The organism is Martinezella tropici (assembly GCF_008370325.1).
Lineage (GTDB): Bacteria > Pseudomonadota > Alphaproteobacteria > Rhizobiales > Rhizobiaceae > Rhizobium > Rhizobium tropici_B.
In genome coordinates, this window is record NZ_VNIP01000005.1 from 1 (window position 1) to 16,220 (window position 16,220).

A 16,220-nucleotide genomic window follows, 5' to 3' on the forward strand; every position below is an offset into this window, starting at 1 on the left:
GAACGTCGCAGTCAAGGCCGATGCAGATCCAGTGCTTGTGGAAGAAGACATCGATGTCGGCCTCGAAGACGTCCTCGCGCGTATAAAGGCCGGCCGGCAGGGAATGACCATCGGCGCGGGCTTCAAGAAGTGCGGAGATATCAGATGGAAGCCTGGTCAGCATGATAACCTCTAATGGTTCGATGGCCGGCAGTTTGCTCTTGCATCTCATAGGCTTCAACGGCATTAATTTTCAACGATCCATAACTTTATGTAATGCGAAGGATGCTTGAATGAACTTTCGGCGTCGTATCCCATCTCTGACGGCATTGATGACGCTTGAAGCCGTTCTGCGGCACCGAAGCTTCACCGCGGCCGCGATTGAGCTGGGTGTCACTCAGGCAGCAGTCAGTCGCCAGATCGCGGCATTGGAAGAGGAAATGGGATTGCCGATGTTCGTGCGCAAACACCGCGCCATCGAACCGACCGCGGAATGCCTCATCCTGGGAACGACGCTCGCTCAGAGCTTCGCGAATATCGCAGACACGCTCGATGCGGTCAGATTCTCCCAGCAGGACGTCGTGACCATCGGCGCGACGGTCGCCTTCTCCTCGTTCTGGCTTCTTCCCCGCCTGGCGGAGTTCCGGCGCGAGAATTCGGGCGTGCAGATCAGGGTCGTCTCGCAGGATGCCAGGATTGATCTCGATGCCGGACAGGTTGACATCGCGATAAGATTTGGCATACCTCCGTTCAATGACGGAACGGTAATCGCGTCTAGGGGTGACGTCATTACGCTTGTCTGTTCGCCCGATTACCTTCAGCGTCGGAAGGCCGGCCCGTTGTCTGCAGACGATGAACTTATTGAAACTGATGTCGAAGACCGCTCATGGCTCTCTTGGAGCCAGTGGATAGCGGGATTGGATCCGCCGTTTCCGGGAAAGCCGTCGCTTCGTTTCAACCACTACACCGAAACGATTTTCGCAGCTCGTGCGGGACAGGGCGTCGCGCTGGGCTGGGGCGTCCTGGTTCAGACCTTCCTTGACGACGGCACCCTCGTTGCGCTCGATCAGAGGCGAATTTCTGCGGAGGGGCGATACAACGTCGTAATACCTCTCAAATCGCGTCGAACAGTCGCGATCGACCGTGCATGTTCATGGCTTATCGCTTCGTTGCATGATGGCTAGAGATGTCTACGGCTCGGCTTCGCAAGACAGGCTGGAGCGAAACCTAACCCAACTGTCCGTGACCGCTTCTTTGCCGGGTTAGTAGAGTGCTCATAGTCTTCGGTTCCGATCCCTTCACATCAGGCTTTTTGTCAATTGTTCACTTGATTTGCATTGAGTTGCTTCTTGATTAACTGATCCACGGTCTGAGCCCATAGCGATTACCAGCCCGTCGTCGGCTCTATACAAGCTGACGTGCGGTCGCCGCTTAAGGCGGCTGCACCATTCTCCCGCATTGGACGGGCACGGGCTTAGGAGAACGAGACCAAACCCAAGATCGGCGTTTAAAGCCAAAGGGATCACCGGTCCGTTCACCTGGACGGAAGGCCAGACCGGTATTCTGCCGAGCGGTGATTGAATCGCAGGAATTGCGAAATTCAAATCAGATTGCCGTAAGCGTTTTTTGGCGTGGCACGGCGCAACTGTGTGGGGGATTGCCCATACATTTTCCGGAAGAGTCTGGCAAAGTGTGAGGCACTGTCAAAACCCACGTCAAGCGCAATTTCGATAAGCGGCGCCTGCGTCTGAAGAACCAGCTGCTTGGCGCGCTCCATGCGAATACGCGTGTAGACAGCCCCTGGAGACGTCTTCATTTCCTCCAGGAACAGACGTTCGAGCTGTCGCCGGGACAGACTAACGGACGCGGCAAGATCTTCAGTCGGCACGACATCTTCGAGGTGACTTTCCATGGTAATGAGCACAGCCTTCAGACGCGGGTCCCGGCATTCGATGGCGAGCGGCTTGCGCGGCTGTATATCCAGCCCGGATCGCGCCCGCTCGATCTGCAGCACTTCCAAAGCGTTCCGTTCCGCGTCCCTGCTGATGTGTCGCCGCACCAAAAAAGCAGCCATGTCGGCCGCGGAGCTTCCGCCGGCGCAAGAGCCACGGTTCCGGTCGAGGTTAAACAAACGATCCGAACGAACTGGGTGACCCGGGAATTGCTCCCGATAGGCTTGGTAGTGTAGCCAGCTGACACAGGTCTGGTGTGACTTCATAAGACCCAATCGGGCTAGAATAAATGTGCCGGTGCAGACCCCGATCAACGGGACCTTTTGAGCTGCAGCTTTCTTCAGATAGTCCGACGTTTGGCCGTCGATGGTGACATCGGAATTCAAAAGGCCACCGACCACGACGATGTAGTCAAATTCACGCGGCTCGATAAAGTCCGATGTCGGCGCGACTTGTACGCCACAGCTCGATGTAATGAGATGCCGAGTGCTACCCACCACCTGCCAGTCGGCCAGAACCCGGCCAGATTTGTCAGCCTCGTCACTTGCCAGTCTCAACGTATCAACGAATAGCGCGAAGGCGGAAAGAGTAAATGACCGCGCAAGGATGAACCCGACTTTCAAGGGACCATGCCTCGCTTCATCTTTCACGGATTTCATTAAACGCCTCGCCCCGGTACGCCCTTCTATTTGATCTGGAAACCATTAGCCAAGGGATCACGATCGTCGACGAAGATCGTATTGTGACCAATGATCCGCGCCCACCCTTCGACGCTTGGCTTGATGCCCCTGAAACGTCCGACAGCAGCTTCGGCTTCGACACGTCCCTCGAATATGGTGCCGATCAGGCTCTCCTGGCGAAAGACGTCGCCAATCCCGAGGCGCCCTTTGCCATATAATTGCGCAAGGCGCGCTGAAGTTCCAGTTCCGCCGGGGGAACGGTCTATCGCCTTGTCGCCATAGAACACCGCACCTCGACCATCGGCATTCGCACTCGTCGCGGCGTCGCACCACAGGACATGGTGAACCCCATGGATGCGTTCGTTTTCCGGATGAACGGGATTGCAGACCAGTTCGAGCGCATCCCGCAGTTTCCTGCTTGCCTCGACAATGGCATCAGCCGACATGCCCTCCAAGCCAGCCCAATTCCGCTGCCGTTCGACGACGGCGTAATAATTGCCGCCATAGGAGACGTCGATCGTCAGGGCGCCGAGACCCGGCACCTCCACCTCGACATCTGCCGCATGCAGATAGCTCGCGACATTGAACATGCGCACGGCTTCGACATATTCGCCGGGCTTGTTATACTCGACATCCACCCGGCCGGCCGGCGTCTCGATTGCCAGCCTGCCGGGAACGCGCGGCCTGACGAGGCCTTCCTCGATCGCAGCCGTCACGAGGCCGATGGTGCCTGCTCCGCACATGGGCAGGCAGCCACTGACTTCGATGAAGATGACGGCAAAGTCGCAGTCGTCGCGATAGGCTGGATAGATGATCGCGCCAGACATAATGTCGTGCCCGCGCGGCTCGAACATCAAGGCTTGCCGGATCCAGTCATAACCGCGGACGAAAATCTCGCGCCGCTCGGCAATCGGAAGATGTGGAAGCAAAGGGCCGCCGCCGGCGACGAGACGGACCGGATTGCCGCAGGTGTGGGAGTCGATGCAAAAGAAGCTGTGGCGCATTCGATAAGTCTTTCCGCTTAGACGCTCTTGGCCGATGAACCAGCGCGACCCTGCAGCGCACTCTTCGAAAGCCTGTCGAGCAGGATGGCGATGGCAACGATGGCGAGTCCGGCGCGCAGGCCAAGGCCCATTTCCATTCGGGTCAGGCCACGGGTGACTTCGGCTCCCAAGCCGCCGGCCCCAACAAGCCCGGCAAGAACAACCATCGCCAGCGAAAGAAGAATGCACTGGTTGAGGCCGACAAGCAGGGTCGGCATTGCCGAAGGGATCTCGATCTTGAAAAGGATTGAACGCGGCGGCGCGCCGGTTGCCTGACCGAGTTCAAGAAGATCCGTCGGCACCTGATTGAATGCCAAGGTCGTCAGACGCAGCATCGGCGGCACGCCATAGATGATAGTGGCGATGATTGCCGGCACGCGGCCGAGGCTGAAAATCATGACTGCCGGAATGAGATAGACCCATGGCGGTACCGTTTGCATGATGTCGAGCAGCGGCCTGATCGCGATCTCGAAGCCCTTACGCCGCGAAGCAAGGATGCCAAAGGGAAAGGCAACCCAGACCGAAATGACGACCGCCACGGTGACCAGGGCGAGGGTTTGCATGGATGCAGCCCAAAGGCCTGCAAGAAGGCAGAAGGTGAGAGCGACGGCCGTCACTACGGCAGCCCTGATGTTGATGCCGAAGGCGGCGAGAAGAACCGCCGCGACAATGAGCACATAGGCAGGCGGGTAGAGCAGGGCGGATTCCAAGCTGCCGAGCACGGCCTCGATCAGCCTGGTGACGGCTTCGAAGACCGGATGGAAGTTGGTGTTCAGCCAGTCGACCGCAGGGGCAAAATAGATGCCTGGCGAGAACCGAAAGAGGTCGAGGTTCATCTTGCACCTACCTTGGCGCGGTGCGCCGCGCTCTGCGTCAATCTGTCGAGTACCATGGTCAGGATGACGATCGCGATCGCGGCGTTGATCGATGTCGCCATGTCGAGCGTGCGCACCGCGCCGTAGATGGTCTGGCCGAGGCCGCCGGAGCCGACGATGCCGGCGATCACTACCATGCCGAATGCCATCATCAGGCTCTGGTTGACGCCTGCCATGATACTTGGAATTGCAAACGGCAGCCGGATTTTCGTAAACATCTGCCATGGCGTCAGACCGCTTGCCTGCCCCAGTTCGATGAAGGCGGACGGCGTCATGCGGATACCGAGCGAGGTTAAGCGAATGGCGGGGGGCGCTGCTACCACGAAGGTCGCAACCAGTGCGGTTGCAGGACCAAAGCCGAGAAGCGCAATGGCGGGAAGAAGGTAGATATAGGGCGGCAGCGTCTGGATGAGATCAAGGATCGGCTCCAGGAACCTGTCGAACCACTGCAGAAATCCTGCGACGATACCCATGGGAATGCCGATCAGCAGGGCGAAGATCGTCGCGGTGGTCACAAGGGCGAGGGTGCTCATGGTTTCGCTCCAAAGACCCATGACCGCACAGAAGACGAGAGCCAAGCCGGCGAGGACGCCGGATACGACATTGATCAGCCGCCAGCCGAGCAGCGCCACGATGATCGCAATGACGTAGAAAGGTGGGAGTTGAAGGAGCCAGAGAACACCATTGTAGGTTCCCTCCAGCATCGTCCTTATTGGGTCGAACAGCCAGTCGCCGTTATCGCTGATCCAGCCTAGCGCGTCGTCGGTCCAGGCATCGAATGTATCCGCAATGACTGAAATGTCCATTTGCGTGCATCCTCTCAGGCTGTGATATCTGGTTGCGCTGCGGATCCGGCGACGCCGCGAAGCAGCCCCCGGGTCGTGACTACGCCGACGATGGAACCATTATCGACCACGGCCAAGGCATCGCGCTCCGATTTCATCGTGAGATCGATGAGCTCGCCAATATCAGCTTCCGGCGTGGTTTTGAGCAACGCATTCACGTCATGCTGTGGCTCCAGGCTCTTATATTCCGCGATCGACTGCATGACCGAATGGGCCTTGACGAGATGAACCCGTGAAATGCCCGCCACGAAGTCGGCGACATACTCGTCGGCGGGCTTGGTAACGATCTCCTCCGCGGTTCCGACCTGGACGATGACGCCGTCCTTCATGATGGCGATCCGGTCACCGATGCGGATGGCTTCTTCGAGGTCATGCGTGATGAAGACAGCGGATTTGCCGAGCGATTTCGTCAACTGCCGGAATTCGTCCTGCAACTGGCGGCGAATGAGGGGATCGAGCGCGCTGAACGGCTCGTCCATCAAAATGATCTCGGGATCGGCGGCCAATGCGCGGGCGAGACCGACGCGCTGTTGCATGCCGCCCGACAATTCGGAGGGATATCGCGCCGTCCAGTCGGACAGGCCGACCTTGTCGAGTGCCGCCTGTGCCGTCTTGTTGCGCTCGTCCTTTCGCACGCCGCGGACTTCCAGGCCGAATGCTGCATTCTCGAGAACCGTGCGGTTGGGGAGGAGGGCCACGCTCTGGAAGACCATGCCGATGTTGCGCGCGCGCATGTCGCGCAGTTCGGCGGCGTTGAGCCTGGCAATCTCCTTGCCCTTGATCGTGATGCTGCCAAGGCTCGGCTCGATGAGGCGATTGAGAAGGCGGACCAAGGTGGATTTGCCACTTCCGGACAGGCCCATGATACAGAATATCTCGCCGCGGCGGACCTGGAGACCGGCGTCGGCGACACCGACCACGCAGTTGAATTCGTCAAGCACCTGCTTCTTGGAAAGGCCGCGTTCTGAAACGGCCTTTACGGCAGCCGCCGCACGGGCGCCGAATATCTTCCAGACGTTCTGGCAGTCGACCAGGATTTCGTTGGGATGATTCACGACAGTGTTCATTGCGTTCCCCGGGAGGCTAGTCCATTGCCAGCCTGTTCGTCTTCGTTGAGGGATGCGGGCCGCCTTATTGGCGACCCGCCGTCGACATCATTCGCTCTTGATATTCTCCCACCGCTTCAGGAGATCGACGTGGCTCGTGGTCCAGTCCTTAATGGCCTCGTCCATCGTCTTGCCGTCATTCACGGCGCTGTTGATCGCGGTGATATCGGCAAGCGGCACATAGACGCTCGCGAGGACTTCACGCGCATGCGGATAATCGGCGGAGAAGCCCTTCTTGCCGATCCAGTAATAGCTCTGCGGCGGTGGGAAGATACCCTTGGGGTCCTTCAGGAATTTCACGTCGTACTTCTGCATCATCCAGGACGGTTCCCAGATGGTGACGGCGATCCATTCCTTGCGGTCAACGGCCGACTTCAGGGCCGCAGTCATGGCCGCGGTGCTGCCTTCGACGAGCTGCAGTTTCAGGTCGTAGCCTTTGACTGCATTGGCAGTATCGCGCATCAAGCCCGAACCGGGTTCGATGCCGACGATCTTGCCGCCAAACTTGTCGGCATTTGCGTTCAACTGGTCCATGGAGTCGATCGGCACGTATTTCGGTACGGCGACGCCCTGGAACAGACCGTGCGAGACGGGCGAGATCTTCTCGAGGCGCTTCTTGTTCTTGTCCCAATAGTCCTGCGCGACATAGTCGGTCTGGGATGCAAGGATCTGAATATCGCCCTTGCTGAGCGCGGCATAGGCAATGCCCCATTCGGAGAACGGCACGACCTTGACCGTGTAGCCGGCATCCTCAAGCACTTTTTTGGTAATCCCGGTGATCGGCGTCAGGTCCTCCCAGGACATCGTTCCGACGGTGATGCTCTTCTCTTCCGCATGCGCGGAGAATACGGTCATTCCGACCATCGCGGCTGCGCAGAGCGCCTTCCACAAAGTCTTCATTTTTCTTAACTCCTAGTTTTCGTTCCCGTTTTTGTTGAAGACCTGCGTTTGGCTCAGTCTCCATATTGCGCGGCGACGGATCATCCTTCGCGGCCTGCGCGCAATTCCTGCAAGCGGATCACTGAATTGATGCCGAGCCAGGCAAAGGGCTCGGGTGGCAGCCGGGACGGCGCCGCGTGATCCATGTATTGTTCGAGATGCCGGGACGTTGTTCCCGTCGCCAGTTCAGCCGCCATCATGCCGGCAAGCGTGCTCTTGACGGTGCCGAGCCCGTTTTCGCAGCACGCCGAATAAAGTCCTTCCTCGATTTCGCCGAACGCCGGCACATGATTACGACTCAGGCAAAGACGCCCGGCCCAGCTGTATTCAAAGGGTACGTCCTTGAGCCTGGGGAAACGTGCATCGAGGGAGTTTCTATGTTCCCTGGCCATCTTGGCCATGCGGTGTTCCGACACCGTGATCGTCGTCTCGTAGGTATATTTCGTGCGAATGACGATGCGTGACTGTCCGCCCGAAGTGATCTTTCGCACGGTTGCGCCCATGGAATCGGCGGGAAGCAATGCCCATCTGTCGCGGCCCGAGGTTTCCCAGCCAACGTCCGCCGCCGGGAACGGAGCCGTCATCGAGGCGTAAGCAAAGATATGCATCAGGCGGCCGCCGAAATGGCCAAAATCACTAATGTGGCCATTGACGCCGAGAATAACGCGGGTGGCGGTGACCTTGCCGTGGCCCGAAACGGCGGTCCATGTCCCGCTCTCGCGCGTCAACGAAGTTACCGGTGAACGCTCGAAGATATCGATCTTACGCGACAGGCCTGCAGCCAATTCGCGGATGTAGTCGGCCGGCTGGATCAGGACTGCGCCGGGCGTAAACAGGCCGCCAAGATAGTAGTCAGATCCGGTGATCTCGCGCATTTGCGTGGCGTCGAGAAACGCGTGCTTTTCGTCCGAACTCCTTAAGGACTGGCCGAAACTGATGTTCAGCTTCATTCCGCGCGCAGTTGCCGCGGCATTGATCTTGCCCGCCGGGTCGAAAGTCTCAGACGACATGGCGTATTCGTCCGCGGCTTCTTTCGCAAAAGCGATCGCCGCGCGATTTTGGGCCATCTCCAGGCGGGTGGCATCCAAGCCGTCGCTCGAATATTCGCTCGACGACAGGTTATGTGGAACGTCGATCATAAAGCCGGAATTGCGGCCCGACGTCCCTTTGCCCACTTCGCTGGCGTCGACCACCACGATCTTGTCGTCTGGGCGAAGCTGCAGCAGACGACGAGCGGCCGAGAGCCCGGCAAATCCCGCACCGATGATCAGCCAGTCCGCGCTCACGTTGCCTTCCAGGCTTCGAACCCGGAACGAACGTTTGCTGATCGCCTCCCAGCCCGAGACGCCGTTTTCTGCTGGCAGACGTTTGACGGACGTCGTGGTCATCGGATCGTCTCGTCCACCGAGCGATCGGAGATATCGATCCAGATGGTCTTCAATTCGCAATAGTTGTCGTGTGCGAAGATTGACTTGTCGCGTCCGCCGAAGCCCGACTCCTTGTAGCCGCCAAAGGGTGTGGTCGCGTCGCCTTCTCCGAAGCAGTTGACCGTGACGAGGCCAGCTCGGATGTCGCGCGACAGCCGGATCGCATTCTTCAGGCTGCCGGTATAGACTGACGCCGTCAGGCCATAATTGGTGTCGTTGGCAAGAGCGGCGGCCTCGGCAAGCGTGTTGAACGTCGTCACCGACAGGATCGGCCCGAAGATCTCTTCCTTGAACAGCCGGCTGGAGGATGTGACGCCGTCGACCACCGTCGGCTCGACGAAGATGCCGCCATGCGTTTCGCCGCCATGGGCGATCGTCAACTTCTCGCTTTTGACGTCATCGAGGAACGACGTGACCTTCTCGTAGTGGTTCTTGCTGACCAGCGCACCGACGCGGTTTTCCGGATCAAGAGGATCGCCCGTCTTCCACTCGCGCATATACGCACCGATGCGCTTTAGCAGCTCGTCCTTGACCTTGGTATGGACGATCAGGCGCGAGCTGGCGCTGCAATTTTCGCCCATATTCCAGAAGGCACCATTCACCACTTGCTCGGCGACGAGATCCAGGTCCTCGGCATCGTCAAGCACCAACGCCGGGTTCTTGCCGCCGCATTCGAGCACGACCTTCTTCAGGTTGGAATCGGCCGAGTAGTGCAGGAAGCGACGACCGGTCGGCGTCGAGCCGGTGAAGGCCACCATGTCGACATCCATATGCAGACCGATCGGTTCTCCGACGTCCTTGCCTCCGCCGGTGACGACATTGAAGATACCGGCGGGAATGCCGGCTTCATGCGCGAGTTCGGCGACCCGCAGTGTCGTCAGCGTCGTCTCCTGCGCAGGCTTGACGATGACCGAGCATCCGGACGCAAGCGCTGGGCCGATTTTCCAGGCGAGCATCAGCAGTGGGAAATTCCACGGCAGCACGCAACCGACAACGCCGATCGGCTCGCGCACCACCATCGCCAGTGCATTCGGGCCGACCGGATTGGTGTTGTCATAAAGCTTGTCGATCGCCTCGGCATGCCAGCGAAGGGTGTGGATGGTATCGGGCACGTCGACGGTCTGGCACTCGCGAACCGGCTTGCCACTGTCGAGGCTTTCCATGACCGCCAGCTCATGACGGTTGTCTTCGAGCAGTTTGGCGAACTTGATGAGCGTTGCCTTGCGCTCGCCGGGTGACAGTTGACGCCAGCGGCCATCGTCGAAGGCCTCCCTTGCCTTGAGCACCGCATAATCGACATCACTTGAGTCACAGGCGGCGATTTCCGCCAGGAGTTCGCCGGTGGCCGGGTTCGTGGTCTTGAACGTCTTGCCGGATTTGGCCGGACGGAAGGTGCCGTCGATGAAGGCATTCGTCGGGAACTGAAGGCCGGCGGCGATCGCCTTATATTCTGCTGCGGTCAAGGGTTCATGCATGATTGGCTCCCGACGTGATCTGGGCGACCGTGCGCTTCAGGGTGGCGACGACGGTCTCAAGGGTTCGCTTTTCCTCGGAGGTCAATCCGCGCAGCGGCGCGCGCACCGAACCGGCCTTCAGGCCGATGATCTCGCAGCCATGCTTGATCGACTGCACGAACTTGCCGCATTCGAGGAAGTCCATCAGCGGCAGCATGGCCGTCATGATCGCCCGGCCCTTGTCGAAGTTCTTATCGAGGACACAGGCTTCATAAAGCGCGACGTGTTCGCGCGGCAGGAAATTGGAACCGGCGCAGACCCAGCTCTTTGCCCCCCAGGCAAAGAATTCGAGCGCCTGATCGTCCCAGCCGCAGGACAGTGAAATATGCGGGAATTTGCGAGCGAGTCGATGCAGGTTGCCCATGTCGCCGGAGCTTTCCTTGATCGCCCTGACATTTCTGGACTTGCCGACGCGGGAGAAATAGTCCTCGCCCATCATGACGCCCATGCGGGCGGGGTAGTTGTAGAGCATGATCGGCAGGTCGGCGGCGCGGTCGACGGTCAGCGCATGAATTGCGTTTTCCTTCTCCGTCGGCAGGGCATAGGGTGGCGATGACACCAGGATCGCATCGGCGCCGATCTCGCTTGCTGCCTTTGCGTATTCGACGGAGTCTTCCGTGCGGGTTGCGCCGGTTCCGACGATGAGCGGCAGCCGATTGCCGACGACCTGCTTGGCATAGGCGGCAAGCTCGAAGCGCTCCTGACTGCTCTGGGCGTAATACTCGCCCGTCGAGCCGCCGATAATGATGCCGTGGACCTTAGCCTCGATGAGGCTCTCGATGACTGCCGCAAACGCGGTCTTGTCCATCTGGCCGTCCGGCCCATACGGCGTGATCGCCGGGGTGTAGATGCCTTCGAAATTCAAGACGATTTCTCCATCGATGCGACGGGCACTTCGACGAGTGCGTCTGCTTTCATTCCCTGTGGAGCGATGAACATTTCCATGTTCTCGCGCGACAGTTCCCAATGCTCGAACACCAGGTCGACGACGGAGTCCTCATCATGTTGCGCGATCGCCTCGATGAAGCCGTCGTGGTGCTCCACGGCAAGCTGAAGCCGTTCGCGCATGTCGTCGTTTCTCGGTCGAAAGAAGGTGTGTCCAATGCGCGCATGGTCGATCAGCAAGCGACCGAGGCTCGGCTGGAGATAGGCATTGAACGACATTTCGCCGATGATTTCGTGGAAGCGATTGTTCTCCAGCACCATCGCGAGAACGTCGCCTGAGCCGCTTGCCGAGCGAAATCGGTCCTGCGTTTCCTTCAGATCCGCGAGCTGTTTCGGCTTGAAATTTTGAACCGCGAGCCGGCCGATCGCCGCATAAATCATTGGCGCCACCAGAAAGAAGTGCCTGAGCGTCTGATGGTTCATCGGGCTGACGCGCGCGCCGCGGTTTGCCCGGATGTCGATATAGCCTTCGCCTTCGAGGCGCCGGAAGATTTCCCGGACCGGCGTACGCGAGAGCCCATATTGTTCGCCGAGCGTTGCTTCGTCCAAATCTTGATCGGGATCGAGCTCCATCGTCAGAATCTGACGCTTTAGATCGTCGTAAAGACTGTTCTTCCCACCCTTCATCACGACCTTCCTCCTAAAATTCCGCAGGGGATTGAACCCATCGAGCCCTGCCGATGAGAAAAGGTCGCATAGGCAGCTGGATGAGTCAATGAAATTGTATACTCTACGTACACAATGGATATCGCAGGAAAATACAATATCCAAGATCGATGAGTTTCATCACAACTTTCGCTCGAGAGACGGCGGTGATCGACGCAAGCCGCAAGCCGGGCGCCAACTCGCACGCGACGTGGGATTAGCCGAACCGGGCGACTTCCAGAGCGGACTGAAAGCCGCGATGGCCGCCGCGGATGCGCTCGGTGCGAGCACGGAAGCGATCGCTCAACCGGACGGCGTACTGGTTCGAAACTATAGTTGCCCGCTGGGCAGCGCTGTCCGCGAAGAAAAATGCGTGTGCCGAGCACTTGCGGCATTTTTCTCCGAAGCCACTGGCCGGCTGGCAACCGAGCAATGTCTGCGAGATGATCGCTTGCTTTGCCAGTATCTTATAAAACACACGTCTTAGGCGCAGTTGCTTTGCCGATTGGCTTCAACCGATGAACCGCGTTCGCGTTTCGCGGCTAGGTATCGTCCTACAGGGCGGCGATACGCAATTTGGGGTCCTCAAGCAAAAATAACGATAGTTCCTCGATGAAAACTCTCTGGCGCCTCGGTATATGTCGGGTGCTGGGCATCAAAACATGTATCGGCAAAGGCTGAACTTCATATTCGCGTAAAACGCGAATGAGCGATCCGCGAGCGAGATCATCAATGGCTTGGTAGGACAGTATGCGAGCAACGCCATGACCCGCGCGTGCCGCTACAAGTACAGACTCGACGTCATTTATGCTCAGCCTTGCGGGTACTCCGAGAGATTGACCATTGGGGAGTCCTCCAAATATCCATTCGTGTTTGCCATCATATCTAGTACCGAAGATAATATTATGTCCCACAAGATCGGTCGGAGTTTGCGGCGTCCCCCGCTCTGCAAGGTATTGAGGAGAAGCCACGTGGACGCGTCGCACTTCGCCAACTTTGCGCGCAACCATATCGGAATCAGGCAACACTCCGATCCGCACTGCCGCATCGATCCTCTGTTCGATGACATCAATATATCGGTCGTCGAGCACGATATCGACTTCTAGTTCCGGATTGCGCTCGAGAAATTGCGTGACGAACGGTGTGACGAACAGCCGGCCGAACTGAACTGGCGCCGTAATCCGCAGCAAGCCTCGCAGAAGACCTTGGTCGAGATTGTTGATCGCCTCGTCATAGTCGCCCAAAATGGATATTGCCCGCACGGACATGTCCCTTCCGGCAGCAGTCAGTGAAACCCTCCTGGTGTTCCGCTCAACCAACCGGACACCACTGCGCTCCTCCAGCGCAGTCAGCGCGCGCGACACCGTCGCCGGCGACACCCCCACCTTCGTCGCCGCCTGAGTAAGACTTCGTGTCTCGGATATAGCTTGGAAGATTCTCAGTTCCTCAAGGCGATCCACTGTTTCAGTTCCTGCAAAGGTTCATTGCGAACTTAGACATTCCCCTCATTCATCGCAATGATAGAAGCAGAGGTATTGGGCCGTAGGTCGGCTGCTGTTGTTGCGAGGCTACATGGACAAAGTCCTTTTAACCGTTTATGGCATGGCGATTTCGGGGCATGTTCACCGGGTGAGGCTATTTCTCGAGATCCTCGGCCTGCCGTACACATACGTAGAGACGACGGCCGAAGACCGTTCATCACCCGAATACTGTGCCATCAGTCCTTTGTGCCAGGTTCCATGTATCCGAGATGGCGAGATTACCTTGAGCGACAGCAACGCTATCCTTGTCTATCTTGCAGAACGGTACGCTCCGGAAGGTAATTGGATCTTACGCGATCCCCTGGGTGCAGCTCATTTGCAGCGATGGTTTTCAATTGCGGCCGGCGAGCTCCGCTATGGTCCGGCTTTGGCGCGGGCAATTAACCTCCTTCAACGGCCTCTTGATCCCGAACCGCCTCGCGCACTTGCAGCTAAACTTTTCGGAATGATAGAGAGGCACCTGAGCGGCCGGCCATATCTTGCGGCGGAGCACCCAACCCTGGCCGACATTGCACTTTATTCCTATGTTTCCCACGCACCTGAAGGCGGGATTTCACTAACGCCTTATCCAGCAGTCACTGTATGGCTAAAAAGGATTGAAGCTATCCCCGGGTTCATCCCCCTCCAATGGACGAATAATTGATTTCACCAGGAGGCGCCTCATGTCCGATTCTGAACCTTTGGAACGGCCTTATCATGCCGGAGAAATCGAAGTTCAAATCCGCGCTGGAGGGCGCGAGGCGGCTCAGTTGGGCGCCCGCCGGTCAATTCGTGGTGAAATGCTCGATAGGCACCGAGCATTTTTTGCCTCGCTCCCGTACGTTTTCATCGGCACTGCAGATGATAAGGGTCGCCCCTGGGCAAGCGTGCTCGCGGGTCCTCCGGGCTTCATGACGTCGCCGTGCCCTAAACGTCTTCGACTGGAGGCGACATTATCCGATTCAGATCCCGCCGCCGCTGGCCTACGACCAGGAGCTTCCGTTGCTCTGGTCGGCGTCGAACTGCAAACCCGCCGTCGCAACCGCATGAATGGCGTCGTTGTGGATACCTCAAAAAATGGCATTGAAGTTGAAGTTCGTCAGGCGTTCGGAAACTGTCCGCAATATATTCAGCAACGAAATTATTCCGGGCGACATCAAAATCTGAGACCCACCGGCCGACGGCTCGCTGGCGTCGATGCTGAAGCGCGACGTATTCTTGAAACGGCCGATGCATGTTTCATGGCGAGCGTTGCACCAGACGAGGGCAATGAAGAGCCGAGCAGAGGTGTGGATGTCAATCATAAGGGTGGCAGGCCAGGCTTTCTGCGGGTTGAGAAGAGAAATGGTTCGACGTTCGTTTTGCTTCCCGATTTTATCGGGAATTTCTTCTTCAACACATTAGGCAATATTGCGGTAAATGGCGTTGCAGGCCTATTCGCCCCTGACTTCACATCCGGATCTGCCGTATCTCTGACAGGACAAGCCAGGATAATTTGGGCTGGTGAACAGCTTGAGATCTTTGCGGGTGCAGAGCGGCTCATCGAGATCGCGATCGACGAAATCTGGATTGTGGAAGACGTTTTGCCCAGGGACTGGGACACGGCAGAGGAAGCTCCAGAGCTCCCGAGCACAGGGACATGGAGGGAGGTCCAACATGCACTGCAAAGGAATAATGACGGCGACCATGATCTAGATCTCGAAGTGGTGTCGCTCATGGACGAATGCGAGGGTGTCCGATCTATTGTTCTCGCCTCTTCCGATCGCAAGCCTCTACCGATGTTCAAGCCGGGGCAATACTTGCCCATCGTCCTTAAGCGCGGCCCAGGCGAAAAGCCGCTGCACGGAACCTATTCGATCTCCAGCGAACCCGCCCGCTCAAGCTATCGAATCAGCGTTTCGCTGGCGTCAGAAGGCAATCATGATAGCGTGAGCGCCTGGCTTCACGCTAACATTTCTGTTGGCGACAAGATCAAGGCGTCGCGGCCCCGTGGTGGCTTTCATGTAGACACCAAGTCACCGAAGGCAATTTTGCTTATTGGCGCCGGCATCGGTGTAACCCCACTCGTCGCCATGGCTCAAACCTTAACGAGCGGCACCGATGACCGCGGCCGGAGTCCGGACCGCCCCGTCATTCTGATACATGCGGTGCGAAACGGGTCCAGGCATCCATTCAGGAATGAAATTCTTGCGCGCGCGCAGCAACGCAGAAACTTCTTTCCGGCTTTCGTCTACTCGGCACCAACCGATGAGGACAAGCTGCAGCGGGCGTTCCACTTCGCGGGCCATCTGGATCGAGGCGTATTAAGAAGCCTTCTTCCTTTAGATGACTACGAGGTATTTGTCTGCGGTCCGAGCAGCTTCATGCAGGACATCTATGATGCTCTCCGCTCACTCGGGGTCGATGATCAAAGCATTCATTCGGAAGCGTTCGGACGGTCAGCTATTAAAAGATCCGTGCCAGAAGTGGACGCGACCCAGCGCAGATCTCCGTCAGCAGCCAGGATCACCTTTGCCCGGTCGTGTAAGTCCGGAATGTGGAAACCCGATACCACCATTCTCGACATAGCCGAGGAGCTTAGCATCGACGCGCCGTACGGCTGTCGCGAGGGTCGGTGCGGTCAATGTGAAATTCGTCTGCTGGCCGGCGCCGTCCGATACGATCGAGAGGCCTTGGCGATTGGTACCAGTTCAGCTCTAATCTGTTGCGCACATCCGATCGACGAAGAGGTCGTCTTGGATCTTTAGAAC

15 protein-coding genes and 1 pseudogene are annotated in these 16,220 nt (G+C 58.1%); 4 read left to right on the forward strand and 12 right to left on the reverse strand.

All coding sequences use genetic code 11. The features are described from left to right. Window positions 1–163, reverse strand: a pseudogene (locus tag FP026_RS08090) (aromatic ring-hydroxylating dioxygenase subunit alpha); the annotation flags it as partial. Between the two features lie 109 nt (window positions 164–272). On the opposite strand from FP026_RS08090, the gene FP026_RS08095 reads away from it, so the two are divergent. Next, window positions 273–1,163, forward strand: coding sequence for a LysR substrate-binding domain-containing protein (locus tag FP026_RS08095; protein ID WP_149634125.1), 891 nt, complete (start codon window positions 273–275; stop codon window positions 1,161–1,163). Window positions 1,164–1,579: 416 nt separating this feature from the next. Here the strand turns inward: FP026_RS08095 and FP026_RS08100 are convergent, their stop codons facing one another. The 10 genes from FP026_RS08100 to FP026_RS08145 all read right to left on the reverse strand — a co-directional run bounded on the left by FP026_RS08100 (window position 1,580) and on the right by FP026_RS08145 (window position 11,935). Then, window positions 1,580–2,590, reverse strand: coding sequence for a GlxA family transcriptional regulator (locus FP026_RS08100; RefSeq protein ID WP_149634126.1), 1,011 nt, complete (start codon window positions 2,588–2,590; stop codon window positions 1,580–1,582). Window positions 2,591–2,616: 26 nt separating this feature from the next. Continuing rightward, window positions 2,617–3,615: a 4-hydroxyproline epimerase gene (locus FP026_RS08105; RefSeq protein WP_149634127.1), complete on the reverse strand. Its 999-nt coding sequence runs from the start codon at window positions 3,613–3,615 to the stop codon at window positions 2,617–2,619. A gap of 17 nt (window positions 3,616–3,632) precedes the next feature. Continuing rightward, window positions 3,633–4,490, reverse strand: coding sequence for an ABC transporter permease (locus FP026_RS08110; RefSeq protein WP_149634128.1), 858 nt, complete (start codon window positions 4,488–4,490; stop codon window positions 3,633–3,635). Continuing rightward, window positions 4,487–5,335: an ABC transporter permease gene (locus FP026_RS08115; protein ID WP_149634129.1), complete on the reverse strand. Its 849-nt coding sequence runs from the start codon at window positions 5,333–5,335 to the stop codon at window positions 4,487–4,489. Before FP026_RS08115 ends, FP026_RS08110 begins: the two co-directional genes overlap by 4 nt. 14 nt (window positions 5,336–5,349) lie before the next feature. After that, window positions 5,350–6,441: a quaternary amine ABC transporter ATP-binding protein gene (locus FP026_RS08120; protein ID WP_149634130.1), complete on the reverse strand. Its 1,092-nt coding sequence runs from the start codon at window positions 6,439–6,441 to the stop codon at window positions 5,350–5,352. 87 nt (window positions 6,442–6,528) lie between these two features. Next, the gene (locus tag FP026_RS08125; RefSeq protein WP_149634131.1) at window positions 6,529–7,380 is read right to left on the reverse strand and encodes a glycine betaine ABC transporter substrate-binding protein; all 852 of its coding nucleotides are present in this window, start codon (window positions 7,378–7,380) and stop codon (window positions 6,529–6,531) included. An 80-nt stretch (window positions 7,381–7,460) separates the two neighbouring features. Beyond that, complete coding sequence (locus tag FP026_RS08130; protein ID WP_149634132.1) at window positions 7,461–8,807, reverse strand: NAD(P)/FAD-dependent oxidoreductase; 1,347 nt, start codon at window positions 8,805–8,807, stop codon at window positions 7,461–7,463. Next, window positions 8,804–10,321, reverse strand: coding sequence for an aldehyde dehydrogenase (locus tag FP026_RS08135; protein ID WP_149634133.1), 1,518 nt, complete (start codon window positions 10,319–10,321; stop codon window positions 8,804–8,806). Before FP026_RS08135 ends, FP026_RS08130 begins: the two co-directional genes overlap by 4 nt. Then, window positions 10,314–11,225, reverse strand: coding sequence for a dihydrodipicolinate synthase family protein (locus FP026_RS08140; RefSeq protein WP_149634134.1), 912 nt, complete (start codon window positions 11,223–11,225; stop codon window positions 10,314–10,316). The genes FP026_RS08135 and FP026_RS08140 overlap by 8 nt, the downstream gene beginning before the upstream one ends. Then, window positions 11,222–11,935, reverse strand: a complete 714-nt coding sequence (locus tag FP026_RS08145; protein WP_188112536.1) for a GntR family transcriptional regulator — start codon at window positions 11,933–11,935, stop codon at window positions 11,222–11,224. The genes FP026_RS08140 and FP026_RS08145 overlap by 4 nt, the downstream gene beginning before the upstream one ends. Before the next feature lie 85 nt (window positions 11,936–12,020). On the opposite strand from FP026_RS08145, the gene FP026_RS08150 reads away from it, so the two are divergent. Beyond that, a complete protein-coding gene (locus FP026_RS08150) occupies window positions 12,021–12,437 on the forward strand; it encodes a hypothetical protein (protein ID WP_210247965.1) in 417 nt (138 codons plus the stop codon). A gap of 67 nt (window positions 12,438–12,504) precedes the next feature. Here FP026_RS08150 and FP026_RS08155 read toward each other — a convergent pair whose 3' ends face one another. Beyond that, a complete protein-coding gene (locus FP026_RS08155) occupies window positions 12,505–13,410 on the reverse strand; it encodes a LysR family transcriptional regulator (protein WP_149634136.1) in 906 nt (301 codons plus the stop codon). A 112-nt stretch (window positions 13,411–13,522) separates the two neighbouring features. On the opposite strand from FP026_RS08155, the gene FP026_RS08160 reads away from it, so the two are divergent. Further along, window positions 13,523–14,134 carry a glutathione S-transferase family protein gene (locus FP026_RS08160; RefSeq protein ID WP_149634137.1) on the forward strand — a complete coding sequence of 204 codons (612 nt, stop codon included), beginning with the start codon at window positions 13,523–13,525 and terminating at the stop codon, window positions 14,132–14,134. 19 nt (window positions 14,135–14,153) lie between these two features. Beyond that, entirely contained in the window at window positions 14,154–16,217 is a 2,064-nt protein-coding gene (locus tag FP026_RS08165; RefSeq protein WP_149634138.1) for a pyridoxamine 5'-phosphate oxidase family protein, read from the forward strand. Window positions 16,218–16,220 lie beyond the last annotated feature (3 nt).